The 14,612-nt window shown below is 42.7% G+C and carries 14 protein-coding genes; 8 read left to right on the top strand and 6 right to left on the bottom strand.

Going from position 1 to position 14,612, the window contains the following annotated elements:
* Positions 1-11: 11 nt before the first annotated feature.
* The 4 genes from EDC51_RS05685 to EDC51_RS05670 all read right to left on the bottom strand — a co-directional run bounded on the left by EDC51_RS05685 (position 12) and on the right by EDC51_RS05670 (position 4,085).
* Positions 12-734, bottom strand: a complete 723-nt coding sequence (locus EDC51_RS05685) for a DUF4850 domain-containing protein (protein WP_170169271.1) — start codon at positions 732-734, stop codon at positions 12-14.
* An 85-nt stretch (positions 735-819) separates the two neighbouring features.
* A complete protein-coding gene (gene accA / locus EDC51_RS05680) occupies positions 820-1,773 on the bottom strand; it encodes an acetyl-CoA carboxylase carboxyl transferase subunit alpha (RefSeq protein ID WP_025289998.1) in 954 nt (317 codons plus the stop codon).
* Between the two features lie 184 nt (positions 1,774-1,957).
* Positions 1,958-3,361 (bottom strand): multicopper oxidase domain-containing protein, encoded by a 1,404-nt coding sequence (locus EDC51_RS05675; protein WP_131928414.1) that lies wholly within the window; start codon positions 3,359-3,361, stop codon positions 1,958-1,960.
* Position 3,362: 1 nt separating this feature from the next.
* On the bottom strand, positions 3,363-4,085 hold the full coding sequence (locus EDC51_RS05670; RefSeq protein WP_064318596.1) for a 1-acylglycerol-3-phosphate O-acyltransferase: 723 nt from the start codon (positions 4,083-4,085) through the stop codon (positions 3,363-3,365).
* Between the two features lie 199 nt (positions 4,086-4,284).
* Here EDC51_RS05670 and tpx point away from each other — a divergent pair, with 199 nt between their 5' ends.
* The 7 genes from tpx to menH all read left to right on the top strand — a co-directional run bounded on the left by tpx (position 4,285) and on the right by menH (position 11,427).
* Entirely contained in the window at positions 4,285-4,785 is a 501-nt protein-coding gene (gene tpx / locus EDC51_RS05665; protein ID WP_025290001.1) for a thiol peroxidase, read from the top strand.
* Positions 4,786-5,318: 533 nt separating this feature from the next.
* Complete coding sequence (gene rppH, locus EDC51_RS05660) at positions 5,319-5,912, top strand: RNA pyrophosphohydrolase (RefSeq protein WP_015433531.1); 594 nt, start codon at positions 5,319-5,321, stop codon at positions 5,910-5,912.
* Complete coding sequence (locus tag EDC51_RS05655; protein ID WP_131928413.1) at positions 5,909-6,697, top strand: sulfite exporter TauE/SafE family protein; 789 nt, start codon at positions 5,909-5,911, stop codon at positions 6,695-6,697. Before rppH ends, EDC51_RS05655 begins: the two co-directional genes overlap by 4 nt.
* 8 nt (positions 6,698-6,705) lie before the next feature.
* Entirely contained in the window at positions 6,706-7,500 is a 795-nt protein-coding gene (gene lgt / locus EDC51_RS05650) for a prolipoprotein diacylglyceryl transferase (RefSeq protein WP_025290003.1), read from the top strand.
* An 84-nt stretch (positions 7,501-7,584) separates the two neighbouring features.
* Positions 7,585-8,868: a glutamate-1-semialdehyde 2,1-aminomutase gene (gene hemL, locus EDC51_RS05645; RefSeq protein ID WP_131928412.1), complete on the top strand. Its 1,284-nt coding sequence runs from the start codon at positions 7,585-7,587 to the stop codon at positions 8,866-8,868.
* A 91-nt stretch (positions 8,869-8,959) separates the two neighbouring features.
* Positions 8,960-10,669: a 2-succinyl-5-enolpyruvyl-6-hydroxy-3-cyclohexene-1-carboxylic-acid synthase gene (gene menD / locus EDC51_RS05640; RefSeq protein ID WP_131928411.1), complete on the top strand. Its 1,710-nt coding sequence runs from the start codon at positions 8,960-8,962 to the stop codon at positions 10,667-10,669.
* Complete coding sequence (gene menH, locus EDC51_RS05635; protein WP_131928410.1) at positions 10,669-11,427, top strand: 2-succinyl-6-hydroxy-2,4-cyclohexadiene-1-carboxylate synthase; 759 nt, start codon at positions 10,669-10,671, stop codon at positions 11,425-11,427. The genes menD and menH overlap by 1 nt, the downstream gene beginning before the upstream one ends.
* 97 nt (positions 11,428-11,524) lie before the next feature.
* Here menH and EDC51_RS05630 read toward each other — a convergent pair whose 3' ends face one another.
* Both EDC51_RS05630 and EDC51_RS05625 read right to left on the bottom strand, forming a co-directional pair.
* Positions 11,525-12,562: an LLM class flavin-dependent oxidoreductase gene (locus EDC51_RS05630; protein ID WP_131928409.1), complete on the bottom strand. Its 1,038-nt coding sequence runs from the start codon at positions 12,560-12,562 to the stop codon at positions 11,525-11,527.
* 69 nt (positions 12,563-12,631) lie between these two features.
* Positions 12,632-13,579 (bottom strand): GlxA family transcriptional regulator, encoded by a 948-nt coding sequence (locus EDC51_RS05625; RefSeq protein WP_131928408.1) that lies wholly within the window; start codon positions 13,577-13,579, stop codon positions 12,632-12,634.
* Positions 13,580-13,719: 140 nt separating this feature from the next.
* Here EDC51_RS05625 and EDC51_RS05620 point away from each other — a divergent pair, with 140 nt between their 5' ends.
* Entirely contained in the window at positions 13,720-14,574 is an 855-nt protein-coding gene (locus EDC51_RS05620) for an MBL fold metallo-hydrolase (protein WP_131928407.1), read from the top strand.
* Positions 14,575-14,612 lie beyond the last annotated feature (38 nt).

The following is a 14,612-nucleotide window of genomic DNA, read 5'->3' as shown; positions in this document are numbered from 1 at the left end:
ACTTCCTGAAGCTAATTGTATTTGGTAATAAATTGATTAAGTAACGGATTCACCAAATGGCGTTGCATAGGCGGCAGACTCACTTCGGCTTTCCAAAAGGGAATTTTTGCAAAGGGATCATAAAAGGCGATACCATCTAAACGTAAGTAACCTGATTCTGCATAATAAGAAACCAAATCTTGCTTAATCTTCACTACATTCAGCGGTAAATTACTTTCAAAGGTATTAAAATCGTGATCTTTTGCATGCTTTGCTGCTTCACTAAAAAATAGCGAACCATTTTCCATGGCACAACTTAAGCAACTGCCGTTGTGATAAAACGTGAGATAACCATCATCACCATGCGGAGGGACAAAGGTATAAAAAATGCCGCCGGTACTAGAAATACCCCCGTAAACCAGTTTCCAATCCTTTGGGACAAACACCACACCATTTGGCATAGCATACAGCTCAAAATGCTTTAAATACTCGGCTTTAATCTTCGCGTTGATTTGTTTGGCATAGTTAGTCTTAGGCCCTGCATTGCGAGGGTCTTTAAAAATGGTATTAAAGCCTTTCATCTTCACGCCATTTACCGCCACAGTACCACCATCTTGCACGATAGGCTTATACTCGGTGAGGTCTTGCGAACGATCTTGATGGTTGAACTTAAAATGGTACACTTCGGCAGACAGTGTGCTACTTATTATCAGCAGACTGCCTAATAAACCGAATAATCGACCCAACTTTCTCATTCTATTCCTTTCATGGCAATACAAGCGGTCGATTTGTACAAAAAATTTGCTTTGCAATTTTTTAGACAAAAACGACCGCTTGCCATTAAACATAACCGTAAGTCATCAAGCGTTCATATCGACGATCCAGCAGATTCTCGGTATCCAATGGTGAGAGATCTTCTAAATCCGCAAGAATTCGCTGCTTCAAACTTGCTGCCATCTGATCAAAATCACGATGTGCCCCACCTAGAGGTTCTGGCACGATATTGTCAATCAGTTCTAATTCTTTTAGACGCGTAGCGGTTAATCCCATCACTTCTGCTGCAGTTGAAGCTTTTTCAGCACTTTTCCATAAAATGGATGCACAACCCTCTGGCGAAATAACTGAATAGGTACTGTATTGCAACATATTGACCTTATCACCCACACCAATCGCGAGTGCTCCGCCTGAACCGCCTTCGCCAATCACCGTACAAATCACAGGCACTTTGAGTAACGACATTTCTCGCAGGTTACGGGCAATCGCTTCAGATTGTCCTCGCTCCTCCGCTCCCACGCCTGGATATGCCCCCGGAGTATCAATAAAAGTGATAATCGGCATATTAAAACGTTCAGCCATCTGCATTAAACGCAATGCTTTACGATATCCTTCTGGTGCCGGCATACCAAAATTACGTTTGACTTTGTCTTTCACAGAGCGTCCTTTTTGATGACCGATAACCATCACTGGTCTGCCATCAAGGCGCGCGATACCCCCTACAATTGCCTTATCGTCAGCAAATGCACGATCACCTGCCAATTCATCAAATTCAGTGAAAATACGTTCTATATAATCTAATGTATAAGGACGGCTTGGATGACGTGCCATTCGTGAAATTTGCCATGCATCCAAATTAGCAAAAGTTTTTTTGGTTAATTCTTCGCTTTTCTTCTTAAGGCGAGCAATCTCATCATCAAGATTAATTTCTGCATCGCCACTACTTGCCGAACGCAACGCTTCAATCTTGGCTTCCAGTTCTGCAATCGGCAGTTCAAAATCTAAATATTCAGTAGTCATAACGTTTCCTATATCAGTACAAATCTCTATTTTCCGTTTAGTGCTGCGCTCAAAACATAAAAATAGGGACTTGCCCTATTATTGCCTGAAATAAACTCGGGTTATTCTAACAGTGAATGACAGCATAATCGCAAGATTTACATTTTTTTTCGTAAAAAAATGTACAGATCCGACCGCTTGTATATTATTTGACAATAAATTGCCCCATCAAACCTTTATCACGTAAGCTAAAATCGCTTGCGCCAAAAGTAAATGGTAAATGTGCTTCCGCCATTTTTTCAAATTTGACTAGCAATGTTACCTCCTCATCTTTTTCAATACGTACGGTATCTCGCCATGCCAGCTGTTTATGTGGCTGTGGTTTACGGTTGCGTGTTTCCAATACAAATTTAGCCCCTTGTAGGGTAAAACCAATAGTTTCCGTAGCCAAAATATACCAACGCTCTACACTACCAAGTTTCACTTCGGCATCAATTCGTTTCGGATCAAAACGTTGGCGATTAATTAATGCATCTTGTACACGCAGTTCAAATTTTCGTTCTTGCGCAATCTTTAAATTAAATGCGCTTAAATCAAATTCTGGCAGTTGTGGTTCTATATTTAGCGCCGAAGGTAAGCCCTCTGGCTGCATCTCAAGTACCACATTATCAACCAATTCATGGTTGTCTTGAAAAAATTGCCCCACGGTGTGCAAAATTGAACGCTTTTCACCTGTCAAAAGTGCTACGCGTTCTCCCTCATTGAGATCCACTAATAATTCAACCCGTTCACTCGGTGCTAACATAACAACAGACATTTCAAGTGGCTCAGCAAGCATACCGATACCGGTTGCAATAACATACAACGGCTTACCATTATCCAGCTGCAAAGCATAGTGACGAGACACCGAAGCATTCACTAAACGCAAGCGCACCCAGCCGCGGGGAAGCGTGACTTTAGGGTTCTCTTTCCCATTAACAAATAGCCGTTTAGCCAAGAACGGAGCATTCGCACTAAACACCGGCTTGCCATTTTTATCCAATAACTGATCTTGTAAAATCAACGGAATATCATTAATCCCGTATTTATTCGGTAATTTTGCCTGTTTACTTGCTTCATCATCAATAATCCACAGTCCAGCAATGCCACGATAAAGTTGAGGTGCAGAATTGAGCATCGTATCAGCATGATACCAGCAGGTACAAGCCGCTTGCTGAATATTGACAATAGGCGACCAACTACTATTTGGCTTAAGCTGACGGTGATTCGACCCAATCATCGCTGTTGGAGCTAGTAGGCCTTGGATGTTAATTGATAAAACTTGTGGCAAGCTGTTTGCATAGGTTAGCTTAACAAAATCTCCTGATTTTACTTTCACCGTTGGCGCAAGATATTGCCCATTCGCGCCCCAAACATCTGCCCATTTCCCTGCTTCAAATTGGGTTTGCGCAGGATGAAAATCTAAACGCACAGGGCGCCCTCTCCCGACTTCTATTAATGGCGGAATACTTAAATTCGGGCGTTCCTTCGCTAATAAAGGTGGAGGTAACAAAGTGAAAGCGCTACCTAAGGTGGCTCGATGTAAAAATTGACGACGGGAAAGTTTCATACTACTTTTGTTCTAATCTCGCTACTTCTTGATCCAATTGTGCAATTTTAGCTGCCATCACGCTGTGGCAGCGCTCAATCAACTCTTTTAAATTCTCTCGGTTGTAACCTTCTGTTGAAATCGGATCAAGCTGTTCGCAGATCACAATACCATTATCTTTACGATTAAGATCTACCTTATTATGTAAACTCGAACACACAACTGGTACTATCGGCACACCTGCAGCGATAGCAGTATGAAATGCCCCTGTTTTAAATGGTAATAGCCCCCGCCCGCGACTGCGTGTGCCTTCAGGGAACATCCAAATAGAAACCTGCTTGTCACGAATGATTTCGCCCACTCTATTCATGGTGCTGATTGCACTGCTACGCTTTTCACGGTGAATAAAAATGTTGCCTGTTGCCCAATATACCAAGCCAAAAAATGGAATCCAAATCAGACTTTTTTTACCGACACTCACCGTGCGCTCCGGCACCATAGCCGCAATGGTAAGCATATCGTAGTTGTTTTGGTGATTGCCAATATAGATCGCTGGCTGATTAAATTCTGGTTTTTTGCGAGTAATCACCTTTAAGCCAACTAATGGGTGCAATGCCCCAAATAGGCGTGCAACCACGCCAACACTACTTGGATGACGCCCACGTAATAAAGCATAGATTGTCCCGAAAAGACAAATAAATATTGCTGCGAATACCACAGCAATTACACGCAAAACCTTTAACATAGCCTGCTCCTGAATAAACGGAAAAAATGGGGTTAAGTATAGCTGAGATCCCTTAAAATGCCTATTGCTTAAATTAATATGTCCTCGTTTTCAGCATGACGAAAAAACGCTATAGTAGCTAGGCTGTTATTCGTCAAATAAATAAATTTGAATAGGTAACAGCTCCTCATATTTTAACTTCACCAAAAGGAACATTCCTATGACAACAATTACTCTCGCAGGCACACCTATTGAAATTGCAGGCACTTTCCCTACCAAAGATAGCCAAGTGGCTGATTTCACCTTAGTCGCAAACGATTTAAGCGATGTCTCACTAGCCAATTTTGCTGGCAAACGTAAGGTACTAAACATTTTCCCAAGCATTGATACTGGTATTTGCGCAACTTCTGTGCGCGTATTCAACCAGCAAGCGGCTAATTTGAATAATACGGTGGTACTCTGCATTTCCGCCGATTTACCTTTTGCACAAGCTCGTTTTTGTGGCGCAGAAGGCATAGAAAACGCTAAAACGTTGTCCTGTTTCCGAGCAAATACTTTCGCAAAAAACCTTGGTGTAGCAATAGTGACAGGCCCATTAGCAGGTTTAACCGCACGTTCTGTGATTGTATTAGATGAAAATAACAAAGTATTACACAGCGAGCTTGTACCTGAAATTAAGCAAGAACCAAATTACGCAGCAGCGTTAGCCGCTCTTGCTTGATCCCTCACCTTCTTCCCCTATCTTGGGGAAGAAATTATGTTGGACAAAAAACAACCATACTTATCCTTCTTTTTCCACAAACACATAACCATTTGTTTTTATTGAATTTTATTATTTATTTCAATAGTTATTCTGAGTTATACACGATTTCTTTCAACAATTATCACAATTTTATCCCCAGCCAATGGGGATAAGATCCTGCGCTGATCGCTCATTTAAATGATTAATGCATCTACTTTGATCTTTTTGCCAGCTTTTCCGCTGTTTTTTACCACTTTTCTGGTGATTTATCCAGAGTCTGACGAGCTTGTCTAGAGCGTTATACCACAAAAAGATCCTTTTCAAGATCAATTAGTTACCACCGTTATCCACAAACCAATTTCTGAGAATACTCAACTTATCCACAGATTTATCCACTTTGGTAAATTTTTAAGCAAAATTAACCGCTTGTTTTGGGCTTCCGCCTTGTTCTAAAGGGCGAATTATGAAACAATCAACGCCATTTTGAATTTAAAAAAATAAGGCGGTCTAAATTGATCGATTTCGATGGTTACCGCCCAAATGTTGGTATCGTCATCTGTAATAAACAGGGGCAAGTTCTCTGGGCAAAACGGTTTGGACAAAATTCGTGGCAATTTCCACAAGGAGGAATTCACGAAGGTGAAAACATTGAATCTGCAATGTACCGTGAGCTTTATGAAGAAGTTGGTTTATCTAAAAAAGATGTGCGCTTACTTTGGGCATCGAAGTATTGGCTAAAATACAAATTGCCAAAACGCTTAATTCGTCATGACGCCCCTAGTGGGCAGCCGGTCTGTATCGGGCAAAAACAGCGTTGGTTTCTGCTACAGCTGACAGGCAAAGAGAGCGAAATTAATCTCGGCACAACCAAAACACCAGAATTTGATGGCTGGCGCTGGGTGAGTTTTTGGTACCCTGTACGCCAAGTGGTTTCATTTAAACGAGATGTCTATCGCAAAGTTATGAAAGAGTTTGCTCAAGTGCTAATGAATGAAAGCAAACGCGCCGAACTAGAGAGAGGGCGGGAAGAACGTGGTGAAAAACGGCCTTTTCGCAATGAAAAATATGACGGACAAAAAGCCCGTTTTCATAAGGGGAAAAAATGATTTTTATCAGCTTTTTAATTCTTGGCGCAGTCGCGGGCTTTTTAGCAGGGCTATTTGGTATTGGCGGCGGTATGATTATCGTACCAACATTGGTCTGGTTATTACCCAAAATGGGTGTGGCAAATGAATTACTGATGTCGATTGCACTCGGTACCTCTTTTGCCACTATCGTATTCACGACTTTCTCCGCAGCACAACGCCATAATAAATTAGGCAATGTTGAATGGTCTGTCGCAAAATTTTTTGTGCCTGCATTGATGACAGCAGTATTTATCTCTGGTTTGCTGGTTAGCGATTTACCAAAAGAAATAATGACCAAGATCTTTGGCACCTTGGTGCTCTATATGGCAATCAAAATGTTCTTGGCACTGAAACCAAAGCAAACCGAAACCAAACCAATGACAACACAATCTATGCTTATTGGCGGAGGAATAATAGGTGTGCTATCAAGCTTTGCCGGCATTGCAGGTGGTGCCTTTATTGTGCCGTTTTTAAATAGCCGTGGCGTGGAATTAAAACGAGCGATTGGCACATCTTCTTTCTGTGGCTGTTTGTTAGGCGCTGCGGCAACTATTAGCTTTATAATCAGTGGCTGGAAAAATCCAAATCTGCCGGAATATTCACTTGGCTATGTTTATTTGCCCGCACTATTTGGCATTGCCGCCACCTCAATTTTTACTTCAAAAATCGGTGCTAGCATGGCAAATAAATTACCGGTTGCGACACTGAAAAAAGCCTTTGCCATTATGCTCATGTTAATTGCATTAAATATGTTTTTGAAATAAGGAATCGCATGAACCAGTTTTTCGTTTTCCCTAAAATCGATCCTATTATCTTTGAAATCGGTCCAATCGCATTACGTTGGTATGGCGTGATGTATCTGCTTGGTTTTGCTTTTGCTTACTGGCTTGGCACAAAGCGTGCCAAAACCTCTAACGGTGTATGGAGTGTTGAACAAGTTGATCAACTGCTGTATAACGGTTTTTTCGGTGTAGTACTGGGCGGGCGTATCGGCGATGTACTATTTTACAACTTTGAGCAACTCCTTGCTGATCCGCTGTTCCTTTTCCGCATCTGGGAAGGTGGAATGTCATTCCATGGTGGCTTAATTGGGGTTATCGTCTCCATGATTTGGACAAGCTATCGCCAACACCGCAGTTTCTGGCAAACCGCCGATTTCATCGCACCACTAATTCCTTTTGGATTAGGCTTAGGGCGTATAGGTAACTTTATCAACAGCGAATTATGGGGACGGGTCACCAATGTACCTTGGGCAATGGTAGAACAATATGCGGACGGTTCATTTAGCCCGCCTCGCCATCCATCACAGTTATACGAAGCCTTTTTAGAAGGTTTAGTATTGTTTGTTATTCTAAACTGCTTTATCCGTAAACCTCGTCCAACAGGCTCGGTCGCAGGGCTATTCTTAATAGGCTATGGCGTGTTCCGCTTTGTGGTGGAATATGTACGAGAAATCGATCCAACCGTAAATACCACAGCAGATTTAATCACCCGTGGGCAAATGCTCTCATTACCGATGATTATTGGTGGCGCAGCGATAATGGTTTGGGCGTATAAAAAGCGATAGTTTTACGGCAATAATTTACAAAATAACCGTAGGGGCGGATACATCGTGCCGCTCTTAAAAATAAAATTCAAAAAAGGATAAAATATGACCATATCTCAAACCCTATTCGAACAAGCGCAAAAAGTTATCCCAGGTGGGGTAAATTCACCTGTACGTGCTTTTAAAGGTGTAGGCGGTACGCCTGTGTTTATTGATTCTGCCAAAGGGGCATACATTACTGACACTGACGGCAAAAAATATATTGATTATGTTGGCTCTTGGGGCCCAATGGTTTTAGGGCATAACCACCCTGCAATTATCGATGCGGTATTAGAGGCCGTGCCACACGGATTAAGCTTTGGTGCACCAACGGCAAAAGAGATTGAATTAGCAGAACTCGTTTGTAAGCTCGTGCCAAGTATTGAGATGGTACGTATGGTAAGCAGTGGTACAGAAGCAACAATGTCAGCAATCCGTTTAGCGCGTGGTTACACTGGGCGAGATAAAATCATTAAATTTGAAGGCTGTTACCACGGACATTCGGATAGCTTACTCGTTAAAGCAGGTTCCGGTGCTTTAACACTCGGGCAACCAAGTTCACCGGGTGTACCAGAAGATTTTGCCAAACATACACTAACTTGTGAATACAATAATTTAGATTCCGTCAAAGCTGCTTTTGAACAATATCCAAATGAAATTGCTTGTTTAATCATTGAGCCAGTGGCTGGAAATATGAACTGCATTCCACCAAAAGAGGGATTTTTGCAAGGTTTACGTGAACTTTGCACGCAGTATGGCACAGTATTTATTATTGACGAGGTGATGACAGGTTTCCGTGTCGCACTCGGTGGCGCACAATCTTACTACGGCGTAACCCCTGATTTGACCACGCTCGGCAAAATCATTGGTGGCGGTATGCCTGTGGGAGCATTTGGTGGTAAAAAAGAGATTATGGAATTTATCGCACCAACTGGCCCGGTTTACCAAGCAGGCACACTTTCAGGCAATCCAATTGCAATGGCTGCAGGGCTAGCCTGTTTAACTGAGTTAAGTAAAGATGGCAATGAGCAACAACTTGCAGCAAAGACCGAACGCTTAGCCAAAGGCTTTAAAGCAGCGGCAGACAAACACGGCATTCCACTTTGTGTGCAGTATGTCGGCGGTATGTTCGGCATTTTCTTTACCGAGCAAGAAAACGTGACAAGCTATGCCGACGTAACAAAATGCGATGTACAAGCATTTAACACCTTCTTCCACAAAATGCTTGAACAAGGCGTTTATCTTGCCCCTTCGGCATTTGAAGCCGGCTTTATGAGTTTGGCTCACACAGATAGTGATATTGAACAAACGCTTGTCGCGGCTGATCGTGCTTTTGCACAGATGAAATAATTAACCAAGCGGTCTAATTTGCTTATTTTTTTGCAAAATCATACCGCTTGTCACTGCCGATTGAGCAGTTTATCTGAAATAGAGAGCAACAATGAACAACACAGTAACTTTTAACCGAACTTGGGCAAGAGTAATTTTAAATGCAGTAACCCGTTATGGTGTTAAGCATTTCTGTATCGCTCCCGGTTCACGTTCTACCCCATTAACTTTAGAAGCCTTGCATTTACAAAAGCAAGGTATTGCTGAATGCCACAGCCATTTTGATGAACGTGGGCTCGGCTTTTTCGCACTCGGTTTGGCAAAAGCAACGCAAGATCCCGTTGCCATTATTGTCACCTCTGGCACTGCTGTAGCCAATTTATTGCCAGCGGTAATAGAAGCATCAATCACGCATCATAACCTGATCGTTCTAACCGCAGACCGTCCGCCAGAATTAATTGGTTGCGGAGCTAATCAAGCGATTGAGCAACAGCATATTTTTGCAAAATACCCAGTTGCCAGCCTCAATTTACCTAAACCGAGCCAAGTGTTTAGTGCAAATTGGTTAGTTGCAAGCGTAGAACAAGTTTGTGGCCAACAAGCCAATCAAAAAGGGGTTGTGCATATTAATGTACCATTTGCAGAACCATTGTATAACGCCAATGAAGAAGTGATTGGCAGTGATGCATGGCTTGCGCCAATTACACGTTGGCTTAGCCAACCTCAGGCAAAATGGCTCGATCATCAACCCACCCAACAAGATGTGCTTATGCATGAAAATTGGGACTACTGGCGCACGAAACGTGGTGTTGTCGTTGTAGGTAAACTGCCATTAGAGCAAGGAATGGGATTGGCAAAATGGGCAGAAACCCTTGGTTGGTGCTTAATTAGTGATGTTCAATCCGGTATTGAAGCCACTCTACCTTATGCGGATATTTGGCTTTCAAATAAAACTGTTGAGCAACGTTTACTACAGGCTGATATTGTAATCCAATTTGGCTCACAAATTGTCAGCAAACGTGTCAATCAATTTCTAGAACACTTTAAAGGCGAATTTTGGTTGGTGGATGAAAGCCAAGATTACCTCAATCAATTTGCTCATCATCAAACCCGTTTTATTGCTAAAGCACACCATTTTACGCGTGTACACCCACCATTACGCCAGAAACCTTGGTTGCTTGAGCCATTGGCATTATCTAACTTCTGTGAAACCTTTATTGAGCAACAGGTTGGAGGCAATTTGAATGAAGCTTCACTTGCACACCATATTGAGCGAGTCTTACCACCGAATAGCAATTTATTCTTAGGTAACAGCTTATTCGTACGCTTAGTTGATGCTTTATGCAAATTACCCGAAGGGCAAGCTATTTATACCAACCGCGGCGCAAGTGGTATTGATGGCTTAATTGCAACTATAGCAGGGATTGCAAAAGGTAACGGCTTACCAACCATTGCCGTGATTGGCGATGTTTCAGCGCTGCATGATCTCAACTCTGTGGCTCTATTACGTCAAATCAGCCAACCGACTATTCTGTTTGTTATCAACAACAACGGCGGGGCGATTTTTGATATGCTGCCAGTCGAACCAAGCGCCAAAGATAAATTCTATCGTCTCTCGCATAATTTAGAGTTTTCTCAAATTGCAACCATGTTTGGTTTAGAATATCTGCGTCCCTACACTTGGGCAGATTTAGGCACAAAATTAAAACAAGCATATGCACGTAAAGGGGTGACGATTGTGGAGGTAAAAGTAAACGATCAAGAAGGAAGCAGTCTATATAAATCCTTACTTGAACAAATTTCTCGAGCGTCCATAGACTAATGCTTGCGTATCAATGGTTGGCGGCGCATGGCACGCCAGTGGTTTTTTTACACGGCCTACTCGGTTCTCGTGAAGACTGGGCTGAGGTTTTTTCCGTTTTGCAAAATATCTCTGAAATTCGCCCGCTTGCCATTGATCTGCCGTTTCACCACCACAGTGCAAATATTGCATGCCGTAGCTTTGCTGAGGTTCGTCAGCAACTGCATCAAACACTACAACATTGCCTTGGCAATCAGCCTTTCTACCTTGTGGGTTACTCACTCGGTGGACGACTGGCGCTGGATTACCTCTGCCATATGCATAATCCTCATTTACAAGGCGCATTGCTAGAAGGGGCAAATGTCGGCTTAGCCAGCCAACAAGCACGCCAACGCCGCTGGCAAAATGACAATGAGTGGGCAAAACGCTTTCAATATGAGCCGATAGAGCAGGTGCTAAAAGATTGGTATCAGCAAGCTGTCTTTGCCGATCTCGATGCCCGCAAGCGGGCAGAATTTCTACAAAAGCGGCAAAAGAATGACGGCAAACTCATTGCGCAGATGCTACGCGCTACCAGCCTAGCCAAACAGCCACTACTGCTACCACCTGCACAAGTAAAATATTGTTTTGTGATTGGTGAAAAAGATCAAAAATTCCGCCAGATGGCAACACAATATCAGCTACATTATCAACTGATTGAACAGGCTGGGCACAACACTCATCAAGCAAATCCGCATGCGTTCGCACAAATGTTAATTCAGTTTGTACAAACGCCATAAGCAGAAACAAGCAAGCGCCCCATTTTCAACGATTTTTTGCAAACCGCGAAAATAGAGCGCTTAATATTAGGGCGTGTTGATGTTTCAAATAGTGCAATTACTCTGCCAGCTCAACAATTTCTTTTAGCCAGCTATAGCTACGGAATTGTTTTTCTTCGTCAAAAATATAGCTTACCGCCATAATTTCATCAAAATTTACCCGCGCTTTAAGTGCTTTTAATTGCTGTGCAACACTTTCTTTGCTACCAATCAGAGAACATGCTGTCATCTGCTCCACTACAGCACGTCCTTCATAGTAAGCTGGGATTGTAGCTAATTCTAACGGGCCAAAATGCGTATTACGCCCAGCATATTTTTGCTGCCAAGCAGCATTATCATTTTCCAACGGAGGTTGTAATGGTTGCTGCCCGTTGGTTACCACGTTCATAAAAAATTGCGTTTGCGTTGTGGCAAGCTGCTCAGCTTCTTTATCACTTTCGCCAATAATAGCATTCACGCCGATAATCACATATGGCTGAGCTAACACTTCTGACGGTTTGAAATGCGAACGATAAATCTCAACGGCCATCTCAAGCATGCGTGGTGCAAAGTGTGAAGCAAAAGCATATGGAAGACCTAATTCAGCAGCTAAAAAGGCACTTTCCGTGCTTGAACCTAAAATATAAAAAGGTAAATCCATTCCCGCAGCAGGGTAAGCTGAAACCTCATTGGTATTTTCAAAATAGCCTTTGAGTTCTGCGATTTCTGTCGCAAAATCCGCATGCTGACGATTTTTGCGTAATGCAAAAGCCGTTTGCATATCCGTTCCCAGCGCTCGCCCTAAACCAACTTGCACACGATTTGGGTAGAGTGTGGCCAACGTACCATACTGTTCAGCCACAATGTAAGGGCTATGATTAGGCAGCATCACACCACCAGAGCCGACTTTTAAGGTCTGAGTATTGGCAAGAGTATGTTGAATTAACAACGCAGTCGCAGAACTAGCAAGATTTTTCATATTATGATGCTCTGCAATCCAATAACGCTCTAACCCTAATTTTTCTGCATGTTGCGCAAGACGCACCATTGATGCTATAGCGGCATGATAATCTTGACCTTCTCGCACTGGCACAAGATTAAGTAACGAGAGTTTCATATGCTTTCCTCATTAAATTAAAAACCACCTGATTATATCTATAAATTTAGATTTGTGAATCTATTTTGCTTAAGCAAAACTATTCCGCCACTGATTCGGGCTGACGCAATGTTTGGCTTTAAAATGTTGCCGAAATGACACCGCCGTATGGAAACCGATTTCCGCTGAAATTTGTTCAATACTCAAATCACTGCTTTCTAACAACTCTCGCCCACGTTGTAGGCGTGCTTCAATCAGCCACTGCCCGACCGCCATGCCCGTTGCTTTGCGAAAATGGCGGGTAAAAGTGCTGCGACTCATGGCTAATTTAGTAGCCAGTTCATCAATGCTGTGGGAATGTGCCAAGTTTTCCCGTAAATACGCCAACAATTCATTGATATTCTGATTATTGGTACGTTGAGCGATAGGTTGTTCAATAAACTGCGCTTGCCCGCCTTCACGATGGGGGGCAGAAACCAGCAAACGAGCCAAGCGATTACTGATTTTTACCCCATAAAATTTCCGCACAATCGCCAAACAACAATCCACCCCAGCCATTGACCCTGCGGAGGTGATGAGATTATCTTGTTCCACATACAATGCATTCATATCTAACTGAATTTGCGGAAAACGCTGGGCAAAATCAGGCTCGGCAAGCCAATGGGTTGATGCTGTTTTACCATCTAACAATCCAGCATAAGCAAGGGCGTAAGTGCCGTAACACAATCCAACAATCGTCGCCCCTTGTTGATAGCGTTGTTGCAGTAATTTTTTTAACGCAGCCGAAGGTGGCGTATCCAAATCTGTCCAACCAGCGATCACAATTAAATCCGCTTCTTCCGCCCAACTGAGATCAGCATCAGCACAAATGGCAATTTTTCCGCCCATTCCCACCGCTTGCGAGCGATTTTCTGCCACAGTTTTACACTCAAACAATGGTTCACCTTCTAATTCCATCGTAAAAATCATTTGCGGCGGAATAAAAACCAACGGATTAAACTCGGGGTAAAGGACTAGGGCGATTTTGGGGAGATTCATCTTTGTTTCCAGAAAATTTTTGACCCAATTCTTTCGTTTATTGCCTTTAAAGTCAATTTTTTTGTTTGTTATTGTTTGAAATAATGCACACATCGTCACAAGCGATCTATTTTTCTCAATTTTTTACAAAGGAATTTTCAATGAAATTAAAGGCACTGATTACCGCTTTAAGCTTAGGTTCAATCATTTCTGCAACGGCAAATGCCGAGATCAGCTATCAGCATATCCGCAATGCGACGGCTAAAATTCAATATGGTGATGCGACTTTCTTAGTTGATCCTTATTTAGCCGAAAAAGGGGCATATGAAGGCTTTGCAGGCACACCAAATAGCCAGTTACGCAATCCGTTAATTGCGCTTGCCGAGCCTGTGGAAAGTGTATTGAAAGGCGTGGATGCGGTAATTGTTACCCACACCCACGATGATCACTGGGATAAAGCCGCACAAGAGCTAATTAGCAAAGACTTGCCAATTTTTGTACAAGATGCCAATGACGCTAAAATCATTCGTGCACAAGGCTTTAAAGATGTGCGAGTCGTCGGCAAAAACACCCCGTTTAAAAATGTGAAATTATCTAAAACTGGCGGTCAGCACGGTACTGATGAAATGTATGCTAACCCAATGTTAGCGGAACTTTTGGGCGAAGCGATGGGCGTGGTGTTCCAAACTGAGAATGAAAAAACACTTTATATCGTGGGCGATACCGTTTGGAATGGTGAAGTGGAAACAGCATTAAAACAATATAATCCAGAGGTCGTTGTGATGAATACTGGCGGAGCAGAATTAGAGAATTTTGAGCCAGCGGGCATTATTATGGATACCAACGATGTGGCAAAAATGGCTGAAACCATGCCAAAAGCCAATATCATTACCGTGCATATGGATACGGTTAATCACGGCACCGTTAGCAAAGCGGATATGCGTGAATTTATCAAAGGTAAAGCGTTTGAAAACCGTGTTGCCGTGCCGAATGAGAGTGAAGTGTTAAAATACTAATATTATTCAACAAACAAGCGGTGGATTTTGCAGAAAAA

This window comes from Bibersteinia trehalosi (assembly GCF_004346205.1).
GTDB classification, from domain to species: domain Bacteria; phylum Pseudomonadota; class Gammaproteobacteria; order Enterobacterales; family Pasteurellaceae; genus Bibersteinia; species Bibersteinia trehalosi.
The sequence above is the reverse complement of the archived record's forward strand: the minus strand, read 5'-3'. Positions and strand labels throughout refer to the sequence as shown.

What these genes read in the sequence shown, in the direction of transcription:
- EDC51_RS05685 (WP_170169271.1), bottom strand. Translation starts at nt 734, where the DNA reads ATGAGAAAGTTGGGTCGATTATTCGGTTTATTAGGCAGTCTGCTGATA.
- accA (WP_025289998.1), bottom strand. Translation starts at nt 1,773, where the DNA reads ATGACTACTGAATATTTAGATTTTGAACTGCCGATTGCAGAACTGGAA.
- EDC51_RS05675 (WP_131928414.1), bottom strand. Translation starts at nt 3,361, where the DNA reads ATGAAACTTTCCCGTCGTCAATTTTTACATCGAGCCACCTTAGGTAGC.
- EDC51_RS05670 (WP_064318596.1), bottom strand. Translation starts at nt 4,085, where the DNA reads ATGTTAAAGGTTTTGCGTGTAATTGCTGTGGTATTCGCAGCAATATTT.
- tpx (WP_025290001.1), top strand. Translation starts at nt 4,285, where the DNA reads ATGACAACAATTACTCTCGCAGGCACACCTATTGAAATTGCAGGCACT.
- EDC51_RS05655 (WP_131928413.1), top strand. Translation starts at nt 5,909, where the DNA reads ATGATTTTTATCAGCTTTTTAATTCTTGGCGCAGTCGCGGGCTTTTTA.
- lgt (WP_025290003.1), top strand. Translation starts at nt 6,706, where the DNA reads ATGAACCAGTTTTTCGTTTTCCCTAAAATCGATCCTATTATCTTTGAA.
- hemL (WP_131928412.1), top strand. Translation starts at nt 7,585, where the DNA reads ATGACCATATCTCAAACCCTATTCGAACAAGCGCAAAAAGTTATCCCA.
- menD (WP_131928411.1), top strand. Translation starts at nt 8,960, where the DNA reads ATGAACAACACAGTAACTTTTAACCGAACTTGGGCAAGAGTAATTTTA.
- menH (WP_131928410.1), top strand. Translation starts at nt 10,669, where the DNA reads ATGCTTGCGTATCAATGGTTGGCGGCGCATGGCACGCCAGTGGTTTTT.
- EDC51_RS05630 (WP_131928409.1), bottom strand. Translation starts at nt 12,562, where the DNA reads ATGAAACTCTCGTTACTTAATCTTGTGCCAGTGCGAGAAGGTCAAGAT.
- EDC51_RS05625 (WP_131928408.1), bottom strand. Translation starts at nt 13,579, where the DNA reads ATGAATCTCCCCAAAATCGCCCTAGTCCTTTACCCCGAGTTTAATCCG.
- EDC51_RS05620 (WP_131928407.1), top strand. Translation starts at nt 13,720, where the DNA reads ATGAAATTAAAGGCACTGATTACCGCTTTAAGCTTAGGTTCAATCATT.